The organism is Methylobacterium mesophilicum, from assembly GCF_036441335.1.
In the GTDB taxonomy this organism is placed as follows: domain Bacteria; phylum Pseudomonadota; class Alphaproteobacteria; order Rhizobiales; family Beijerinckiaceae; genus Methylobacterium; species Methylobacterium mesophilicum_B.
Genome location: NZ_MLBW01000023.1, coordinates 115,335 through 132,233, shown reverse-complemented (window position 1 = coordinate 132,233; position 16,899 = coordinate 115,335). Strand labels below are relative to the sequence as shown.

The 16,899-nt window shown below is 72.0% G+C and carries 20 protein-coding genes and 1 pseudogene; 9 read left to right on the top strand and 12 right to left on the bottom strand.

The window, feature by feature from the left end:
- Nucleotides 1-15 precede the first annotated feature (15 nt).
- Nucleotides 16-204 carry a general stress protein gene (locus tag MMR14E_RS15440; protein WP_010683678.1) on the bottom strand — a complete coding sequence of 63 codons (189 nt, stop codon included), beginning with the start codon at nucleotides 202-204 and terminating at the stop codon, nucleotides 16-18.
- A 240-nt stretch (nucleotides 205-444) separates the two neighbouring features.
- Between MMR14E_RS15440 and MMR14E_RS15435 the strand changes: the two genes are divergently transcribed.
- Nucleotides 445-651 (top strand): hypothetical protein, encoded by a 207-nt coding sequence (locus tag MMR14E_RS15435; RefSeq protein WP_331315487.1) that lies wholly within the window; start codon nucleotides 445-447, stop codon nucleotides 649-651.
- A gap of 16 nt (nucleotides 652-667) precedes the next feature.
- On the opposite strand, the gene MMR14E_RS15430 is transcribed toward MMR14E_RS15435, so the two are convergent.
- Nucleotides 668-1,384 (bottom strand): electron transporter, encoded by a 717-nt coding sequence (locus MMR14E_RS15430; protein ID WP_331315485.1) that lies wholly within the window; start codon nucleotides 1,382-1,384, stop codon nucleotides 668-670.
- Nucleotides 1,385-1,562: 178 nt separating this feature from the next.
- Between MMR14E_RS15430 and MMR14E_RS15425 the strand changes: the two genes are divergently transcribed.
- The gene (locus MMR14E_RS15425) at nucleotides 1,563-2,006 is read left to right on the top strand and encodes a Crp/Fnr family transcriptional regulator (protein WP_331315484.1); all 444 of its coding nucleotides are present in this window, start codon (nucleotides 1,563-1,565) and stop codon (nucleotides 2,004-2,006) included.
- Here MMR14E_RS15425 and MMR14E_RS15420 read toward each other — a convergent pair whose 3' ends face one another.
- Nucleotides 2,007-2,447: a VOC family protein gene (locus tag MMR14E_RS15420; RefSeq protein WP_331315482.1), complete on the bottom strand. Its 441-nt coding sequence runs from the start codon at nucleotides 2,445-2,447 to the stop codon at nucleotides 2,007-2,009.
- Between the two features lie 171 nt (nucleotides 2,448-2,618).
- Between MMR14E_RS15420 and MMR14E_RS15415 the strand changes: the two genes are divergently transcribed.
- Nucleotides 2,619-3,299 carry a L,D-transpeptidase gene (locus tag MMR14E_RS15415; RefSeq protein ID WP_331315480.1) on the top strand — a complete coding sequence of 227 codons (681 nt, stop codon included), beginning with the start codon at nucleotides 2,619-2,621 and terminating at the stop codon, nucleotides 3,297-3,299.
- A 25-nt stretch (nucleotides 3,300-3,324) separates the two neighbouring features.
- Here MMR14E_RS15415 and MMR14E_RS15410 read toward each other — a convergent pair whose 3' ends face one another.
- Entirely contained in the window at nucleotides 3,325-3,768 is a 444-nt protein-coding gene (locus tag MMR14E_RS15410; protein ID WP_331315479.1) for a hypothetical protein, read from the bottom strand.
- A 59-nt stretch (nucleotides 3,769-3,827) separates the two neighbouring features.
- Between MMR14E_RS15410 and MMR14E_RS15405 the strand changes: the two genes are divergently transcribed.
- Entirely contained in the window at nucleotides 3,828-4,331 is a 504-nt protein-coding gene (locus tag MMR14E_RS15405; protein WP_331315478.1) for a thermonuclease family protein, read from the top strand.
- A gap of 13 nt (nucleotides 4,332-4,344) precedes the next feature.
- Here MMR14E_RS15405 and MMR14E_RS15400 read toward each other — a convergent pair whose 3' ends face one another.
- Complete coding sequence (locus MMR14E_RS15400) at nucleotides 4,345-5,463, bottom strand: AI-2E family transporter (RefSeq protein ID WP_331315476.1); 1,119 nt, start codon at nucleotides 5,461-5,463, stop codon at nucleotides 4,345-4,347.
- A gap of 301 nt (nucleotides 5,464-5,764) precedes the next feature.
- On the opposite strand from MMR14E_RS15400, the gene MMR14E_RS15395 reads away from it, so the two are divergent.
- From MMR14E_RS15395 to MMR14E_RS15385, 3 genes and pseudogenes are all read left to right on the top strand, one after another.
- Nucleotides 5,765-6,073 (top strand): acyl carrier protein, encoded by a 309-nt coding sequence (locus tag MMR14E_RS15395; RefSeq protein WP_010683687.1) that lies wholly within the window; start codon nucleotides 5,765-5,767, stop codon nucleotides 6,071-6,073.
- Nucleotides 6,074-6,095: 22 nt separating this feature from the next.
- Nucleotides 6,096-6,575, top strand: a complete 480-nt coding sequence (locus MMR14E_RS15390) for a 3-hydroxyacyl-ACP dehydratase FabZ family protein (RefSeq protein WP_331315474.1) — start codon at nucleotides 6,096-6,098, stop codon at nucleotides 6,573-6,575.
- Nucleotides 6,576-6,582: 7 nt separating this feature from the next.
- Nucleotides 6,583-7,647 (top strand): annotated as a pseudogene (locus tag MMR14E_RS15385) (beta-ketoacyl-ACP synthase); the annotation flags it as partial.
- 29 nt (nucleotides 7,648-7,676) lie between these two features.
- Here the strand turns inward: MMR14E_RS15385 and MMR14E_RS15380 are convergent.
- Entirely contained in the window at nucleotides 7,677-9,206 is a 1,530-nt protein-coding gene (locus MMR14E_RS15380; protein ID WP_331315473.1) for a phytoene desaturase family protein, read from the bottom strand.
- Between the two features lie 97 nt (nucleotides 9,207-9,303).
- The gene (locus tag MMR14E_RS15375) at nucleotides 9,304-10,152 is read right to left on the bottom strand and encodes a type 1 glutamine amidotransferase (protein WP_331315471.1); all 849 of its coding nucleotides are present in this window, start codon (nucleotides 10,150-10,152) and stop codon (nucleotides 9,304-9,306) included.
- 197 nt (nucleotides 10,153-10,349) lie between these two features.
- Between MMR14E_RS15375 and MMR14E_RS15370 the strand changes: the two genes are divergently transcribed.
- Together MMR14E_RS15370 and MMR14E_RS15365 are read left to right on the top strand one after the other, a co-directional pair.
- Nucleotides 10,350-10,664, top strand: a complete 315-nt coding sequence (locus MMR14E_RS15370) for a hypothetical protein (RefSeq protein ID WP_331315469.1) — start codon at nucleotides 10,350-10,352, stop codon at nucleotides 10,662-10,664.
- A gap of 160 nt (nucleotides 10,665-10,824) precedes the next feature.
- On the top strand, nucleotides 10,825-11,277 hold the full coding sequence (locus tag MMR14E_RS15365) for a cache domain-containing protein (RefSeq protein WP_331315467.1): 453 nt from the start codon (nucleotides 10,825-10,827) through the stop codon (nucleotides 11,275-11,277).
- Between the two features lie 29 nt (nucleotides 11,278-11,306).
- On the opposite strand, the gene MMR14E_RS15360 is transcribed toward MMR14E_RS15365, so the two are convergent.
- The 5 genes from MMR14E_RS15360 to MMR14E_RS15340 all read right to left on the bottom strand — a co-directional run bounded on the left by MMR14E_RS15360 (nucleotide 11,307) and on the right by MMR14E_RS15340 (nucleotide 16,771).
- Nucleotides 11,307-12,500, bottom strand: a complete 1,194-nt coding sequence (locus MMR14E_RS15360) for an ABC transporter permease (protein WP_331315465.1) — start codon at nucleotides 12,498-12,500, stop codon at nucleotides 11,307-11,309.
- Entirely contained in the window at nucleotides 12,497-13,474 is a 978-nt protein-coding gene (locus MMR14E_RS15355; RefSeq protein ID WP_331315463.1) for an ABC transporter ATP-binding protein, read from the bottom strand. Before MMR14E_RS15355 ends, MMR14E_RS15360 begins: the two co-directional genes overlap by 4 nt.
- 4 nt (nucleotides 13,475-13,478) lie before the next feature.
- The gene (locus MMR14E_RS15350; protein ID WP_331315461.1) at nucleotides 13,479-13,898 is read right to left on the bottom strand and encodes a DUF2141 domain-containing protein; all 420 of its coding nucleotides are present in this window, start codon (nucleotides 13,896-13,898) and stop codon (nucleotides 13,479-13,481) included.
- 38 nt (nucleotides 13,899-13,936) lie between these two features.
- Complete coding sequence (crtI, locus tag MMR14E_RS15345; protein WP_331315459.1) at nucleotides 13,937-15,526, bottom strand: phytoene desaturase family protein; 1,590 nt, start codon at nucleotides 15,524-15,526, stop codon at nucleotides 13,937-13,939.
- 243 nt (nucleotides 15,527-15,769) lie between these two features.
- A complete protein-coding gene (locus tag MMR14E_RS15340) occupies nucleotides 15,770-16,771 on the bottom strand; it encodes a helix-turn-helix domain-containing protein (protein WP_331315457.1) in 1,002 nt (333 codons plus the stop codon).
- Nucleotides 16,772-16,899 lie beyond the last annotated feature (128 nt).

The following is a 16,899-nucleotide window of genomic DNA, read 5'->3' as shown; positions in this document are numbered from 1 at the left end:
GGTTCTGCGGCGGCCTCACTCGGCCCGGCCGGTCCCCGTGGACTGGCCACCCTTGCGGCCGGCGGACGAGGCGAGCTCACGGTCCTGCGAGAAGGAGCGCTTCTCGGCCGGCACGCTGCGGCCACCCTTGCTGGCGATCTCGCGCTGCCGCTCCAGATCCATCGAGGCAAAGCCCCGCTTCGAGGTCGAATTTCCGGATGCCATCAGTTCCTCCTCAGGCTTCGCTTCACCCCGCAACAACCTTCAGCAATAACCAAGGTTCCTATCCCGAGACCTGCTCAAGCTTCCGACAGCTAAGCTTGGCGGCAACCCGGACTTGTGTCCCGCGTTGGTCGACATTCGATCTTCGTTGCGGTCCGCGTCCGCTCCGGCAGCCCCGGAGGCCCGGCGACTTGTTCCGGGTGGAGCGCGCGGCCGCGCGGCACGAGAGAAGGGTTTTGGCGAATGACGAACCGCAACATGGTCAAGGATGACGCTCCGGGCGCACCGGCGACGCGGCCGAACACGCCGCCGCTGCCGCCGATGCCCGCGCCGGAGGATTCCGCCACGCCGACCACCCGCGAGGAGCCGATCGACTCGCCGCACCTGAACGCCAGTCTGAAGCGCGATGCGCCGCCTCCCGGGGGGCAGGGGCTCTCGACGAAGCGCTGAGCCGGGCGGAGGGGCCTCAGGCCCGGCGCCGTCGCGCGAGGCGTGTGAGGCCCCCCACGAGAAGGGCGATCGCCAGGATCGTGACGATCCCGGCCGCCGTCAGGATGCGCTGGATGAGCGGCGTGTAGACGCCGCGCGCGGCGTCGTAGCCGTAACACAGCAGGGTCAGGCGGTCGGCGACGCTGCCGACCCGGCCCTCTCCGGCCTCGGTCAGGGCGAGACGGAGGTCGCGCGCGGTCAGCGCCAGGGGTGAGAGCACCCGGGCGACCCGGCCGTCGGGGGCGATCAGCAGTGCCGCTGCGGGATGCGCGAAGCTGTCGGTCCCGGCATCGTAGACCGCCTTGTAGCCGAGCGCGCCGGTGAGGCGCGCGAGCGCGCCGTCCGACAGGATGAGTGCCCGGGGTCGAATGGTGTCAGCCCGGTCCCCGAGCGTCTCCGCCAGCATGCGGCGCGCGGCCGCGGCGTCGTCGCGCGGGTCGATGCCGACCAGGACGAGGGCGTAGTCGTCGACCGGAAGGCCCGTGGCGGCCAGCGCGTCCGCCGACAGGGACAGCATGGGGTCGCAGACGTTTCCGCAGGTATAGTCCACCGGCAGCAGCAGGGCCGTGCGGCCTCCGAGGGCTTGCCCCAGGGTGGTCGGTTGATCGGAGCGCGCGTCGGTGACGGCGAGGTCGAGCGGGGCCCGGGCGCCCGGAGGCGGCGCGACCGCGACGCGGGCGAGGTCGGCCTGCACGAGGCGGGCCGCGGCCTGTCCCGACGCCAGGACGAGACACAGTGCCAGAAGGGCACCGAGACCACACCGACAGGTTGCGTCAGGTGCGGGGCTGGACAAGTGCCTGACGAACCGCATGGATAAGCGGGCCCGTCCGGCCCCGCCGTCCTGGGCGTGAGACCCGTCGCGGAGCCCCCGAATGACCCTCGACACCGAGGTTTCCTCCCTGAAGCAGGTGCCGCTCTTCCGCGAGGTGGAGCCGGCGCGGCTGAAGCTCCTGGCCTTCACCAGCGAGCGGGTTCATTTCGAGCCCGGGCAGCGATTCTTCGCCCGCGGCGACGTGGCGGACGCGGCCTACGTGATCCTCTCGGGCACAGCGGAGGTCAGCATCGACGGTCCCGCCGGGCCGGTGCGGCTGGCGCTGCTCGGCCAGGACGCCCTCGTCGGCGAGATGGGCATCCTGGCCGAGCAGCCCCGCTCCGCCACCGTGACGGCGCAATCCGCGGTGACCGCGCTGCGCATCGACCGCGGCGTGTTCATGGAATTGCTGGCCCAGTTTCCACAGATCAGCATCGCCCTGATGCGCGTGCTGGCGCTGCGGCTGGAGCAGACCAACCAGGCGCTGGCCGAGAGCCGGAGCTGATCATCCCACGTAGGTGATGAACTCCAGCAGCGAGCCGTCCGGATCCCGGAAGTAGACGCTGATCCCCGCGCCCGCGGCGCCGTGCCGCTCCACCGGGCCGAGCTCGACCGGGATTCCGGCCGCCTCCAGATGCGCGATCGCGGTCTCGATCGCGCCCGACCAGCGGAAGCACAGGTCGCTGTTGCCCGGCTGGACTGGCCGCGCCGCCACCGGCACCGCCGTGACGCCCGGGCCGTGGCAGTTGAGCTGGACGCCGCCGAACCGGTAGGCGAAGCCGGGCCCGCGCTCGATGATCTCGGCACCGACCACGTCCCGGTAGAAGGCGTTGGAGCGCGCCCAGTCGCTCACGTGGATGACGCAGTGATCGAGGTGTATCGCCGGGCTGAGGGGGACATCGGGGACGACCGTCGCCTCGGTCGGAAGAGTTTCGGTCTCGGCCATCGTTCACCTCCGCGCCGCGCGCAATAGAGCACCGCTGCGATTCAGAATTAGGGCACAACCGTGGCCGCGGGAGCGGCCCGCGCGCGGCCCGCTGCGGCGGAAAAGCTACATCGTCACCGGCGTGGAGACGGTAGGCATGGCGCGACGACCGTATCCCGCACGACAGGACCTATGATCGCCACGCTTCCCTCGGCCTGGAGCCGCCTGCGCCGGATCGTTCTCTCGCGAGTCCTCCTCACCGTCGTGGCGATCGCGCCCCTGGCGGCCTGCCAGACCCGTCCGGCCCAGGTCGCGCAGGACGACGATTCGGCGTGGTACATCGGCAGCAAGCCCGACAAGCCCTTCGATATCCCGCTGGTCGACACCCAACGCCTCGATCCGAAGTACCGCCGCCAGCAGGTCAGCTACAACGGTCCCGAGCAGCCCGGCACGATCGTGGTCGACATCGACAAGCGGCAGCTCGTCCTCGTGCAGGCAGACGGAACGGCGATGCAGTACGGCGTCGGCGTGGGCAAGGCCGGTTTCTCCTGGAAGGGCGAGGCGCGGGTCGGGCGCAAGGGCGTCTGGCCTGACTGGAGCCCGACCGTCACGATGGTCTCGCTGCATCCCGACCTGCCGCGCACCCGTAAGGGCGGTCTCGACAATCCTCTCGGCGCCCGCGCTCTCTACCTCTACCAGGGCAACCGCGACATCCTGTTCCGCATCCACGGCACCAACGAGCCCTGGAGCATCGGCGAGCAGATGTCGTCGGGCTGCGTGCGCATGCTGAACGAGGATATCGCCGACCTGTACGAGCGCGTGCCGGTGGGCACCCGCGTTCTCATCAAGCGCAACGGCAAGTACCGGAGCTGATCGGCAGGCCCGATCGCCGCACCGCTCAGCCGGCGGGCGTCGCCGCGGCGGAGGCGTCGCGGACCTCGCCGGAGACCTTTCTCGCGAGACGGTCGAAGGCCGCGCGATCCAGGCCGCCCCGATCCGGGCCGGCACGGCCCGCGGCGGCCTCGCCCGGCCGACCGTCCGGCGCCATGCCGTCGCTGGCCAGCACCGTGGCGGTGGTCAAGCCCGGACCGGTCCGCTCGGCCTGTCGTTCCGGGCCGATCGCGAAGGCAGCCCAGACGAGCAGAGCCGCGCAAACGGCCAGACTGGCCAGCAGGGTCTTGAGAAAGGTCATGCGGCATAACGAACGCATCGGGGCCGGCGTTCCGGTGCCGAGCTTCGCAATGGTGCGCGGAACAGTTTCGCAACCATGGCGGGCGACACTCGTCCAGGGCCTGCGGGGCTGATCCGGCCGCCCGGCAAATTCGCCACATTGCTCGGGCACCGTCTCCTCCTCGACGAACCCGCTACAGCCTTCTCGCCACCCGCGTGGACCTTCCCGCCATGATCAGACCGATGCTCGTCCTGCTCCTCCTCTGCGGCCACGCGGCCGCGGCCGGGACGATCAGCGGCCCGGCGACCGTGATCGACGGCGACACGATCGAGGTGCAGGGCACGCGCATCCATCTCTACGGGATCGATGCCCCCGAGACCGCGCAGAGCTGCGAGACCGCCAAGGGGCGGGAGTATCGCTGCGGCCGCGAGGCCGCGCAGGCCCTGCGCGCGCGGATCGGCGGCGGCGTGGTCACTTGCGAGCGGCGCGAGGGCAACGTCGCCGGCCGCGTCGCCGGGATCTGCCATGTCCAGGGCGAGGATCTGTCCGCCTGGATGGTTGGCCAGGGGCTGGCGCTGGCCAGCCGCCAGGTGACGGCCCCCTACATCCGCCAGGAGGGCCACGCCTGGGCGACCCGCCGCGGCATCTGGGCCGGCACCTTCGAGAAGCCGGCCGACTGGCGCCAGGACCGGCGCCGGGTCGAGGCCGCCGCCGGTACGAGCGCGGCCGACTAGCGGACCCGGCGGCTCAGGCCGTCGCGTCCTGCCCCTCGGTGAATTCCCGCCACAGCAGGACCAGGGCGGCCATCACGGCCGGCCCGACGAACAGGCCGAGGAGCCCGAAGGTCTCGACGCCGCCGAGGATGCCGAGGAGCACCCACAGGAAGGGCAGCTTGGTCGTTCCGCCGATCAGCGCCGGGCGGATGAAGTGGTCGGCCACGAAGGTCACGACGAGGCCCGCCGCGGCTACCACCAGGGCCGCCGTCACCGACCCCGCCGCCACCAGCAGGAGCGCCGCGATGGCGATCGCCACGGCGGCGCCGAAGGGGATCATCGCCGCCACCGCGGTGAAGGCGCCGAGCAGCACCGGGTGGGGCACACCCGCGAAGTGGTAGACGATCCCGAGCACGAAGCCCTCGCCGAGACCGACCAGTACCAGCCCGTCGACCGTGCCGTGCACCGAGGCCACCATCTGGCGGGCGACGCGCTCGCCGCGCGGGCCGAACAGCCGGTGGCAGGCGGTGAGCGACTGGTCCCGCACGGTCCGCCAGTCCCGGAACAGGAAGAACAGCGCCACGAGGCTGAAGCCGAACAGCACGATCCGGTGCACCACCTCCCGCCCGACGTTGCGCGAGGCCCCGAGCACCGAGTGATTCTCGAACCGGCGCAGCAGGTCGGAGCCCGCCTGCGCGTGGCCGAGATTGTCGTTCCACCACGCGGTCGCCTGTGCGGCGCCGTAGGGCAGGTGCTGGAGGAATTCCGGCGCCGGGATGCCGTTCGCCTCGGCGTTCCGGACGAACTCGGCGACGTCGTGGGCCTCGCGGGCGGCCTGGATGCCGAGGATCGCGAGCGGCGCCAGGAAGACCAGCGCCACGGCCGCGGTCATCAGGGTCGGCAGGAGAATGTTGTGCTTCCCCGGCGGGAAGCGGTGCTCCAGCCGCTGGTAGACCGGCCAGAGGGCGATCGCCAGGACCACTGCCCAGGCGAGGGCCGGCAGGAACTCGTGCAGGATCCAGAGGCCCAGGGCCGTCAGGGTCAGGACCAGCAGGACGCGGGCCGCCCCCTGGGAGCGCGCGCGCTCCTGCGGCGGCAGGGGCGGCGTCTCGATGCGCGCCGGCTTGGCGGCGGGCTTTGTGATCGGTGGCATCCGTCTGATCTCCTGAGGACGCGCCTCGTCTCGCCGTCAAGCTAGGGCCGGCGCGTCCGGAGCGTACGCGCGTCCCCGCACCTGGCGGCGCACGCCTGTGGACAGGCGCTGAAACGTCGGGGAAGCGCCGCGGTTGCCGCTTCTGACACCCTCGTGTAGAGGTCGCCGCCATTCGACCGGGCCGCGTTCCAGGCCCCGTCCACGCGTAGGGCGGACGCGCGGGGCGCTTGCGCCGGGCCGCCCGAGCGGCGAGGGGGCTCCCGCACCACCGATCCGGAACTCGAACAGCCCGCGAGAAGACATGTCCGACGAGCCCGCCCACGGCAGCGCCACCTTCGAGCGCGTGGCCGACATCATAGCCGAGACCGCCGACATCCCGCGGGACAAGATCACGCCCGAGAGTCACGCCATCGATGACCTCGGCATCGACAGCCTCGCCTTCCTCGACATCGCGTTCGCGGTGGACAAGGCTTTCGGGATCAAGCTGCCGCTCGAGCGGTGGACCCAGGAGGTCAACGAGGGCAAGGTCCCGGCCGAGGAGTACTTCGTCCTCAAGAACCTGTGCGCGCGCATCGACGGCCTCGTGGCCGAGAAGGCCGCGAAGGTCTGAACCGAGGCCGATCCGACCCGCCATGCGCCTCGAATATTTCGAGATGATCGATTCCGTGCGGCTCCTCGACAGGGCCGCCGGCCGCATCGAGGCGCTCGCCCGGGTGCCCATGGCCAGTCCCGTCTTCGAGGGGCACTTCCCCGGCCACCCTCTGGTGCCGGGGGTGCTCCTGACCGAGACGATGGCCCAGGCCTCCGGCTACCTCGTGCTCGCCCATCTCGAGTTCGCGCGGATGCCGTTCCTCACCGGGGTGGACAAGGCGCGCTTCCGGTCCTTCGTGGGGCCCGGCGCGGATCTCCTCGTCACGGCGACCCTCGAGCATGACGGCTCGGGCTACGCGGTGACCAGGGCGGCGATCAGCCACGACGGCAAGGCGCTGTGCGACGCGGAACTCCGCTTCCGCACCATGCCGTTCCCGGACGGCCTCGACGCGCCGATGCGCGCGCGGGCGCGGGCGATCGGCCTGTTTCCCGATTCGGCGCCGGCCGAACGCGAGCCCTGAGTCAGCCATGACCCGCCCCGTCGTCGTCACCGGCCTCGGCCTCGTCTCCTGCGCGGGTGAGGGCGTCGACGCCCATCTGGCCGCCCTCGCCGGAGAGGCGGCCCCGCGCACGGACAGCGCGAGCTTCGCGCCCTACCCGGTCCATCCGGCCCCGGCGATCGCGTGGGATGGCCAGATCCCCAAGCGCAGCGACCAGCGGCAGATGGAGGCGTGGCAGCGGCTCGGCGTCTACGCCGCCGGCCTCGCCCTCGACGCGGCGGGCGTGAAGGACGACCCGGCCTTCAAGCAGGCACTCCACCTGGTCGTGGCCGCGGGCGGCGGCGAGCGCGACTACGCGGCGGACGGCGCGATCCTGACCGGCCTGCGCGACGCCGCCGATCCGGGCGCCTACCTGAACGAGCGGCTCCAGAACGACCTCCGTCCGACGCTGTTCCTGGCCCAGCTCTCGAACCTGCTTGCCGGCAACATCGCCATCGTCCACGGGGTCACGGGCGCCTCGCGCACGTTCATGGGCGAGGAATCCGCCGGGGTCGACGCCCTGCGGATCGCGCAGGCGCGGGTGGCCTCGGGCCAGATCGACGCGATCCTGGTCGGCGGTTCCTACAGCGCCGAGCGGCCGGACGTTTTGGTGATCCACGAGATGGGCGGCTATCTCGCCCGCGACGCCTATCGCCCGGTCTTCGCGCGTGACGAGGCGAGTGGGAATGCGGGCAGCGAGGCGGGCGGGTTCATCCTCGGGAGCTGCGCGGCCTTCCTGATGCTCGAATCCGCCGGGCACGCCGCGGAGCGCGGCGCCCGCGCCCTGGCCCGGCTGGAGCCGGTGGCGAGCGATCGGACCCGGCGCGCACCGGGCAGCGTCGCCGGCAGCCTCGAGACCCTCTGGCGACAGGCCGGCCTCTCGGCTCCCGACCACGTCCTGTCCGGCGCGACCGGGGTAACCCCGATCACCGCCGAGGAGCGCGCGGCGCTGGCCCGGCTCGCAGAGGGTGCCCGCCTGCGTGCCCTCGGGGACGTGATCGGGCACGGGCTCGAGTTGGGGGCCCCCTTCGGCGCGGCGCTTGCCGCCGCGCTCNACGGGGGGCGGCGATGGCGGCGTCGCGGTCACGCCGAGGCGCGCAGGGCGCCGCGGGCGTCCTGGTCGTGCGCGTCGGCGGCGATCCAGCCCGACATCATCACCATCGGCATACCGGGTCCCGGATGGGCGGCGCCGCCCGCGAGGTACAGGCCGCGCACCTGCCGCGACCGGTTGCCGGGCTTGAACGCCCCCATCACGCGCCCGTGGGAGGCGAGCCCGTAGATCGCGCCGTTGAGGACCTTGTAGCGCTCGTGGATGTCCTGCGGCGTGAGGTGACGCTCGACCACAATGCGCTCCTCGAGGTCCGGCATGCCGGCGGTCCGCTTGAGCTTGTCGAGGATCGTTCGGCGATAGTTCTGGAACAGCGGGCCGTCCGGCCGCCAATCGTGGTGCGGGCGCAGATACGGCGTGTGCACGAGGACGTAGAGCGCCTCGCCGCCCTCGGGCGCCACGCTCGGATCGGTGGAGGAGGGGGCAGCCAGGTAGGCGGTCGGGTCCGGGGCCGGCTCGCCCTTGTTGTAGATGTAGTCGAACTCCTCCTCCGGGTCGCGGGAGAAGACGAAATCGTGGTGGTTCAGGTGCTCGTAGCGCCTGTTCAGGCCGAGATAGAGCACCACGCCCGAGCAGGCCGGCTCGGGGTTCTTCCTCGCGTAGGCCTTGGCGGCCTCACCGCCGACGAGCTCGCGGTAGGTGCGGACCGAATCCATGTTGGAGATCACCGCGTCGTAGGGCGTGACGCCCGCGGCCGTCCGCACGCCCCGGACCGCGCCGTTGGCGGTCTCGATGCCGGTCACCTCGGTGTCGGTCTTGCAGGTGGCGCCGAGTTCCTGGGCGAGCTTCGCCAGCCCCTCGGCGACGGCCCGGGTGCCGCCCATCGGGTACCAGACGCCATCGGCCGTCTGCATGTGGGCGATGGCGCAGAGGACCGCCGGCGCGCCGTAGGGTGACGAGCCGACATACTGCACGAAGTGGTCGAGCATCTGCGCGAGCCGGGCATCCTTGACCTTGCCGCGGATCGTCGACGCCACCGAGGCGTGCATGCGCAGGGACAGTACGTCGCGCAGCGTCCCCGGATTCATGTTGGCGCGGATGTTGATCGTGTCGAACAGGTCCTCGACGGGCTTCCAGAAGAAGAATTTCTCGGAGACGCCGTGGAGATGCTGAGAGATGGAGATGAACTTCTTGTAGCCCTCGCCGGTGCCGGGGGCGAAGCGCTCCATGTCGCCGGCCATCCGCTCGACGTCCTGCATCAGGTCGATGTGGGTCCCGTCGTCGAAGAAGCAGCGCCACTGCGGGTCGAGGCGGCGCAGGTCCATGTAGTCGTGGACCGAGCGGCCGGACTCGGCGAAGATCCGCTCCAGCACCCGCGGCACGGTCAGGATCGTCGGTCCCATGTCGAAGCGGAAGCCGCCCTCGTGGAGCACCGCCGCCTTGCCGCCGAGCCAGCCGTTCTTGTCGTAGACCGTCACGCGGTGGCCCCGCGCGGCGGCGACGCACGCGGCCGCGAGTCCGCCGAGCCCGCTGCCGATGACGGCGACCGTGGAATCCTGGCTCATCCTGCTGGCTGGCTCCCCGGGCCGAAGAAGGCGTGGCCCGCAGAGCGAAGCTAGACCTGGGGCCGGGCGGGTCAACGCGCCACCCGGTCGCGGCCGCCTACCGGCGGCGCTCGCCTGTGGACAGGCGCGCCAGGAAGTTCCCGATCTCCCGGCGGCGGAGACCGGCCTCCAGCACCTCCGGCCCTATGCCGTGGCGCCAGGCGAGGCGGCGCGCGGCCTCCGGGTCGCTGCCCTGGAGCGTCGCGATCTCGTCGGCGTAGGCCGCCACGGCGCGCGGGTTCTCGGCGAGTCCCGCCTCGACGATGGCGGTGTCGCAGAGGCGCAGCATCGCGGCCAGTTCGTCGAGGTCGAGCTCGGGATGATACTGGGTTCCCCAGAACCAGCCGCGGCCCAGGCGTATCTCGAGGGCCTGAACGCCGAGCACGGGGTTGCCGGCGAGCACGCGGGCGCCCGGGGGCGGCTGCAGCACGGCGTCGGAGTGGATCGCCGGGGCGTCCCAGGTCGCCGGCCGTCCGGCCAGGAGCGGATGGGTCCGGCCCTCCTCGGTCGGGGTGATCGCCCGGGCGAAGCCGTATTCCGGCCCGCGCGGGTTCTCGGCGGCGTGGCCGCCCGTCACCGTGGCGGCGACCTGCACGCCCCAGCACGAGCCGAAGACCGCGCGTCCCGCCTCGAGAGCCGCGCGCATCAGGTCGAGCTGCCGGGTCACGGCCGGCGTGCCCTCGGAGACCTTGAGGGTCGAGCCGGTGAAGATCAGCCCGTCGAACGCGGCGAGATCCGCCGGCAGGGTCGCGTCGGCGTCGGCAGCGTTGACGTGCTGGCAGACGGAGCCCGGCGCGAGGTCGTGCACCACCGCCGCGTAGGACTCGGCCGAGGTCCTTCCCGTAGCCGCGACGTGGCGGTCGCGGGCGGCGCGATCGTTGCCGTCGGCGATGAGCAGGCGGAGCATGTGGGATACCGTGGAGCGCGGCCGTAGCGGAGGCGTCTCTATGTCGGTGCGCACCGCGTCGCAGGAACGGCGCGGATCGTCGCGGGAGGTGAGCGCCGCTGGCATGCCCGACTCCTCCAAACGGGTGATGCGCGCCGCCCTGCCGGGTCTATCCCTGCCGTGTCGAACGCCGAGGGTCGATCATCGCGGAGGACAAGATGCCAGATCTCGCCGAGGTGGAGCTCTACTGCGCGGAAGCCCGGGACATCCTCGCCCACGCGGAGGACATCGTTCACGACCTGTGTCGGAGAGGTGCCTGCGAGGGGCACCGCATGATGGCGGACCAGGGCCTCGCGGCGCTGCGGAACCTCGACCGCATCATCGAGCGGCACCGCAGGCGCTTGGCGTTCCAGGCGCTGCCCAACGCGGTCGTCCAGCCTCCGCCTCCGTCCCCACCGCGGAAGCGGAACTGGCTGGTCTTCCTCCGGCGGGGCGGCGGGCACGCGGGCCATGGCGTCGAGGCGCATTCCTAGCACGCACGCGGCGGGGCGCCCGAGCCTGAGCGGTCTTGCCCGCGCGCATGAGACCGGCCGGGTCTCGCGCGGCGGGGCCAGCCACGCGCGGCGGGACGATCCCCTGGTTCCGGCGGTGCGACGGCGCGACGGACGGTCGAGAACCCTGCTGATCTGGGCCGTGCTGCTCGTCCTCGGGACGGCCGTTCCGGCCCCCGCCCGGCGAGCCCCCCCGCCGCTGCACCGGGCCGCCGAGATCGAGGCCCTCGTCAACAGGGCGGCCGACACGCTGGAGGCCGAGGGCGCGCGGGCGTTCGACGCGTTCCGGCGCAGGGGAAGCGTCTGGCGATACGGGGACGTCTACCTGTTCGTCGTCGACCTTCGGGGAGTCGTCCTCTTCAACGCCGCCCACCCGAACCGCGAGGGGCACGACCTGCTCCACGAGCGCGACGCCGACGGGAAGCCATTCCACCAGGACCTCATCGACGCCGTCACGCGGTTCGGGTCCGGCTGGGTCGACTACATGTTCCCGAAGCCCGGCCAGTCAACGCCGAGCGTGAAATGGAGCTACGTCTGCGCCACGCACGTGGCGGGCGTGGAGGCGCTCGTCGGCGCCGGTGTCTACGTGGAGTAGCGCCGTCCGTGTCGGGACGGCAGCGGGCCCTACGCCGTCCGCCGCGCGGCCAGCGCCAGAGCGAAGGCGAGACCGGCCAGGGTCAGAGCCGCCAGGACCCCCAGGGCCGGGGCCGCGGCAAAGAACCCCTCGCCGAGGGCGCTCTGGTACGCCTCGATCGCCCAGGCGTTCGGGGTGAGCCATCCGGCCTGCTGCAGCCACGGCGGCATCAGGAACCGCGGGACCATCGAGCCCCCGACAGCTGAGAGGAGCAGCACCCCGAAGGTCGAGGCGAGATGCGCCTGCTGGCGCGAGGCCGCGAGCGCGCAGGCCGCGAGCGCGAGGCCGGCCGCCATCGCGGAGACCAGGAGGCAGGCGGCCAGGAAGGCCGGCCAGTGCGGTCCGATCTCGACGCCGTAGAGGAGGGCGGCGGCCAGGAAGATCAGCCCGGCCTGGACGAGCCCCTGGAGCGTCAGGAAGGCGAACTTGCCGAGCACCACGACCGGCAACCCGCCCGGCCCGGCCATCAGCCGCTCGGTGAGGCCCGTCTCCCGTTCCTCGACCAGCGACATGGCGCCCTGCATGGCGGCGAAGAGCAGGAAGACGGCGGTGATCGCGCCCGCGTAGTAGCTCACCCGGGCATTGGCGGTCCCGGCCGCGGTGCTGCGCCGCTCCACCAGCGAGGCGAAGCTGAACGGCTCCTTTTTGGCACGCTGCTCGGCGAAGGCCTCGTCGAGGAACCGGCGCTCGTCGGGGCCGATCTTGCCCGTGCGCTCGACGTCGGCGACGACCCGCGACAGGACCACGTCGGGCAGCGCCTCGTTCAGGACCCGCTGGAGCTGGCCGAGGGCGATCGGCGTCGCCAGCGCCTTGGCGGGGTTCTCGACCAGCACCACCGGCTGATCCGCGGGACCGGGCGCGGCGATCAGGTCCCCGCGCAGGACCAGCGCCACGTCGACCTCGCCGGCCCGCACCGCCTGCGCCACGGCGTCGATGTCGCTCGCGGGCAGCCGCGTCACGCGGAGCGACGGATCGGCCGCGAGCGCGTCGGCGAGGCGCTCCGTCGCCGCGGTGTGGGCCAAGTCGGCCAAGCCGAGATGGATACGGATTCTGTCGCCGATCGCCCCGGAGAAGATCGCCGCGAAGATCGAGAAGATCACGGTCGGCAGGACGAAGGCCATCACCAGCGCGGCCCGGTCGCGCAGGAGGGTCAGGAGCATCACGCGGAAGGCGGCGGCGATCATCCGGCGGCCCCGGCCCGGAGCGGAGCGGCCGCGGCATCCGCCAGTTCCCGCGGGCGGAGGGCGTCGAGATAGAGCGTCTCCAGCCGCGGCGCCCGCACCCGGATCTCGGCCACCGGGACGTTCTGGGCGCGCAAGGCGCCGAGCAGCGCCGCGCCGTCGAGGCCGGACCGCTCGACCGACCGCCAGACGAGGCCACCCGCATCGGCAGGCACGAAGCCGGCCCGGCGCAGCACGCCCTCCGCCTGTCCCGTCGCCGGCCCGGCGAGGCTCAACTCGCGCTCGGGCGCGCCGGTGCGCAACTGCGCGAGCAGGTCGGCGAGACGGCCGGCGCGCACGACCCGCCCCTGAGCCAGGAATGCCACCCGCGAGGCGAGGCGCTCCGCTTCGGCGAAATCGTGGGTGGCGATCAGGATCGCGGTGCCGGCGGCCTTCAGACGGTCGAGCACCGCGTGGATTGCCGCCCGGGCGGCGAGGTCGACGCCGCTGGTCGGCTCGTCGAGGAGAACCAGGCGGGGCCGGTTCATCAGGCTCGCGGCGATGTTCACCCGGCGCCGGTACCCGCCCGACAGGACACCGACCGGGCGTCGAGCCACGTCGGCGATGTCGGCCATGGCCAGTGCGGCCTCCACGGCCACAGTCCGGTCGCGCCGGGAGACCCCCGCCAATTGCCCGAACACGCCGAGGTTCTCCGAGACGGTCAGTCGCGGATAGAGGGCGATCTCCTGCGGCACCCATCCGATGGCGCGGCGGGCCTGTCCCGCCCGGTACGGATCCGCTCCGGCCACGCGCACCGACCCCGCGCTCGGAGCGAGGCGCCCGGCCACGAGGCGCATCAGCGAGGACTTGCCGGCCCCGTTCGGTCCGAGCAGCGCGAGGGTCTCGCCGGCGCCGAGGTCGAGATCGATCTGATCCAGGACCCGTCGGCCGCGGAGGTCGAGGCCGACGCCCGCGATCCGGACGAGGGGATCGTCCATCAATTCACCGGCTCGGCAGGGCGCGGCCGAGGCGCACCCGCACGGCGACACCGGGCTCCCGGAGGGCGAAAGCGGCCTCGGCGAAATCGGGCCGCGCCCGCCGCCCGACGGCCCCCGAGAAGCCGTAGGGCTCCAGCGGCAGGCCGAGGCCGGTGCGGTCGAGGCGCCCGTTGCCGTTGGCGTCCTGGTAGGCCGCCACAGCGTAGGCGCCCGGCGGGACATCCCGGAAGGTGAACCGCGCCCGCTCGGCTGTGGCCGGCGCATCGTCGCCCCGCAGGCACGACGTCTCCGAGAGACCGCCCTGGCAGAGGGCGACGCGCACTTGCCCGCCGCCGGGCTCGATCCCGTCGACCTCGACCTGGACGGCGGCGGCCCGGGCGGGCACGGTCGCGGCGCAGAGCCAGACCGCGAGGACAACCGTCACACGGCCTGCCCGGAGATGTCTCCGGTCGGTCGCCGCGCTCACGAGGCCTCGCCGGAGGTCGCCAGCGGGGCGGTATCGGGAATGCCGGCGGTGGCGGCGGCGCGGGCGCCGGCGAGTTCCTCGATCAGGAGCCGTGCCGAGATGCGCGCGCCCTCGTAGATCACCGGCAGGCCCGAACCCGGATGGGTGCCGCCGCCGACGATGTAGAGTCCCGGTCCGAAGCGGTTGTGCGGTCGGAAATACAGCATCTGCATCAGGTCGTGGGCGAGGTTGAAGGTGGCGCCCTCGTGAACGGCGAAATCCTCCTCCCACTGGGTCGGGTCGATGATCCGCTCGTAGCGGATGCGGGACTCGAGATCGTCGATCCCGAGGAGTTTCAGACGCTCCACGATCAGGGCGCGGTAGGTTTCCCGCATGGCCGCCCAGTCGATCCCCGCCTTCAGGTTGGGCACCGGCACCAGCACGTAGAGGGCCGTGTGACCGGGCGGCGCCATGCCGCCATCCGTGTAGCCCGCGTGCTGCACGTACAGGGACGGCTGCATCGGCAGCGTGCCCTCGGTGATCTCGCGGATGTTCTTCTCGTAGCCGTCGGCCAGGAGGATCGTGTGATGCCCGAGGCTGTCGGGCATTTTCCCCTCGAGTCCGAGGTACAGCATGAAGGTCGAGCAGGAGAGCCGGGCCTTCCGGATCTTGGCGTCGCGCCAGCGCGGCCGGTGCCGCTCCGGAACGAGGGCGCGGACGACCTTCGCGAAGTCGCCGTTGATCAGCACCGCGTCGGCGTTGAAGGTCTCGCCGTCCGCCACCAGACCGCTCGCGCGCTTTCCATCGAACAGCACCTCCTCGACGTTGCTGTTGAGCCGGAGGTCGACGCCCATGCGGCCGGCCAGGCCGGCCATCGCCTCGGAGACGGCGCCGCAGCCGCCTACCGGGTGATAGACCCCGTGCTCGTATTCGAGGAACGACAGGATGGTGAACAGGCTCGGGCACCGGAACGGCGACATCCCGAGGTATTTGGTCTGGAACGAGAAGGCGAGGCGCACCCGCGGGTCGGCGAAGTGGCGCTTCAGGTCGCGGTCGACGCTCCGCCCCGGATGCAGGTAGGGCAGGGCGGCCAGCATGGCCGGGCTCGCCATGCTGCGCAGGGTGTGGAAGGCCTGCTCGAGCACGGGCTTGAAGTAGTTCAGCTTGGTCCGGTTCTCGGCGAAGAAGGCCTTGACGTTCTTGGCGTCGTCCGGCGCGATACGGGCGATCTCGCGCTCCAGGCGCTCGACGTCACCGGTGGCGCTTATCGTCCCCGAGATGCCCTCCGCGCCCTCGAACACGAGGTGGTACTGGGGGTCGAGCCGCTCGAGCTTGACGTGGTCCTCCAGCCGCTCGCCGCAGCTCGCGAAGATGTCCGCAAGAATCTGTGGATAGAGGAAGAAGGTCGGGCCGATATCGAACCGGTAGCCGCCGGGCGCCTCGACGGTCTTCGTCCGACCCCCGACCTGCGGGTCCTTCTCGAAGATGGTGACGTGAATCCCGGCCCGCGCGAGCAGCAGGGCGGCGGCCAGTCCGCCCGGCCCGGCACCGACCACGGCCACCCGGCGTCCGGTCAGCGCCCGCAACCCATCCCCAGACTGAAGCAACGTCCCCAACTCCTCACAGAATCCCGATACCCCATGCGGCCAAGCTAGCTTCGCATCATCGCGCGGCAATTGCAGCCGTTTGTCGCGCGCATAACGCTGTATACGATCATACCGTGGATACGCATCCGCAAGGATTCCCGAGGCGCGCCGCGTCGCGGGCGCCCGTTGCCTCCCCGGCGGACTGGGCCGGCGGACTGGCCGGCACCGGAGCGTGTGTCGGACCGTCCTCGGAGGAGCGGGGCGTCAGCGCTGGCCCAGGCGCTCGTACCAGGCGTGGGCCTGGGCGGGCGTCCGCTCGTAGGTCCGGGTGCCGTGGGGGGCCCGCGTCTGGCGCCATTCCCGCGGCGTCACCCCGAACCGGGCGCGGAAGGCGCGGCTCAGGTGGGCGGGATCCTTGAATCCGTGCTCGCTCGCCAAGCGCGCGAGCGCCCGGGTCTCGAGCGGATCCTCCAGGGCGATCCGGATCGCCTCCAGCCGCTTCTCCCAGACGCGGTGCATGACGCCGCCCGCGTTCTGGAAGGCGCGGTACAGCACCGTCCGCGAGACGCCCGCGCCGTCGGCGAGCCGGTCCGGCGTGAGGTCGGGCGAGGCCAGCTGGAGATCCATCAGACGCTCGGCCAGCGCGACGAACCCCGCATCCAATTCCGGTCCCTGCAGCACGTCCGAGGCCGCGGACGAATCGAACAAGCGCCGGATGAAGCCGGTCAGTTCGCCCGCGATCGCCGGCTCTTCGTCGGCGGTGGTGGTCGGTAACCGGCGATACAGGGCGTGCAGGCGCGCGACGAGCAGACGGTTCCGCTCCCTGTCGAGGAAGATCGGGATCCGCTCGACCGTGCAGTCGGCCAACAGGCGACGCGGGATGGTCAGCCCGATCGCGCTGGAGCTCACTCCGCGGGCATCCAGCTCCCGACCCATATTGGCGGCCATGATCCGGTTGCGCTGCCGCAGCACCGGGCTGCCCGCGACGTCCCCGGACAGGCCGCCCGACACGTAGAGCATGAACGTGAAGTGGTCCGGCGTCGCCGCGGCGTGGCGGCGATCGCGGACCATGTGCTGCGCGGAGAAGACCATCCGGCTGGCGAGGATGTCCCCCAGAACCGTGCAGGACAGGTTCCCGCGCGGCACCGGCGCCCCCTTGATCCGCTCGATCCGGACAATCGGTGCCATCAGGTCGCGCCAGGCCGCGAAGGCCTGCGCGGGGCTGAGGTGATCGGTGTTGAAGTGAAGCGTCGGGATGTTCGACATGCGATCCGGCGCGGCGTCGGGACGGTCGTCCGAGCCCAGCTTGCGCCGGCCGGTGCGCAGCGTCGAGATGTCAATGTGTTACAGCTGGACAGTTGCGCGCCAGTCCCGTTTTTTCGCAGGACGTACCG

Excerpts from the sequence above, each read along its gene's own strand:
- MMR14E_RS15360 (WP_331315465.1), bottom strand. The coding sequence starts at position 12,500 with ATGATCGCCGCCGCCTTCCGCGTGATGCTCCTGACCCTCCTGCGCGAC.
- MMR14E_RS15435 (WP_331315487.1), top strand. The coding sequence starts at position 445 with ATGACGAACCGCAACATGGTCAAGGATGACGCTCCGGGCGCACCGGCG.
- MMR14E_RS15400 (WP_331315476.1), bottom strand. The coding sequence starts at position 5,463 with ATGCCACCGATCACAAAGCCCGCCGCCAAGCCGGCGCGCATCGAGACG.
- MMR14E_RS15440 (WP_010683678.1), bottom strand. The coding sequence starts at position 204 with ATGGCATCCGGAAATTCGACCTCGAAGCGGGGCTTTGCCTCGATGGAT.
- MMR14E_RS15405 (WP_331315478.1), top strand. The coding sequence starts at position 3,828 with ATGATCAGACCGATGCTCGTCCTGCTCCTCCTCTGCGGCCACGCGGCC.
- MMR14E_RS15340 (WP_331315457.1), bottom strand. The coding sequence starts at position 16,771 with ATGTCGAACATCCCGACGCTTCACTTCAACACCGATCACCTCAGCCCC.
- MMR14E_RS15395 (WP_010683687.1), top strand. The coding sequence starts at position 5,765 with ATGTCCGACGAGCCCGCCCACGGCAGCGCCACCTTCGAGCGCGTGGCC.
- MMR14E_RS15415 (WP_331315480.1), top strand. The coding sequence starts at position 2,619 with ATGATCGCCACGCTTCCCTCGGCCTGGAGCCGCCTGCGCCGGATCGTT.
- MMR14E_RS15370 (WP_331315469.1), top strand. The coding sequence starts at position 10,350 with ATGCCAGATCTCGCCGAGGTGGAGCTCTACTGCGCGGAAGCCCGGGAC.
- MMR14E_RS15390 (WP_331315474.1), top strand. The coding sequence starts at position 6,096 with ATGCGCCTCGAATATTTCGAGATGATCGATTCCGTGCGGCTCCTCGAC.
- MMR14E_RS15425 (WP_331315484.1), top strand. The coding sequence starts at position 1,563 with ATGACCCTCGACACCGAGGTTTCCTCCCTGAAGCAGGTGCCGCTCTTC.
- MMR14E_RS15375 (WP_331315471.1), bottom strand. The coding sequence starts at position 10,152 with ATGCTCCGCCTGCTCATCGCCGACGGCAACGATCGCGCCGCCCGCGAC.
- MMR14E_RS15420 (WP_331315482.1), bottom strand. The coding sequence starts at position 2,447 with ATGGCCGAGACCGAAACTCTTCCGACCGAGGCGACGGTCGTCCCCGAT.
- MMR14E_RS15380 (WP_331315473.1), bottom strand. The coding sequence starts at position 9,206 with ATGAGCCAGGATTCCACGGTCGCCGTCATCGGCAGCGGGCTCGGCGGA.
- MMR14E_RS15355 (WP_331315463.1), bottom strand. The coding sequence starts at position 13,474 with ATGGACGATCCCCTCGTCCGGATCGCGGGCGTCGGCCTCGACCTCCGC.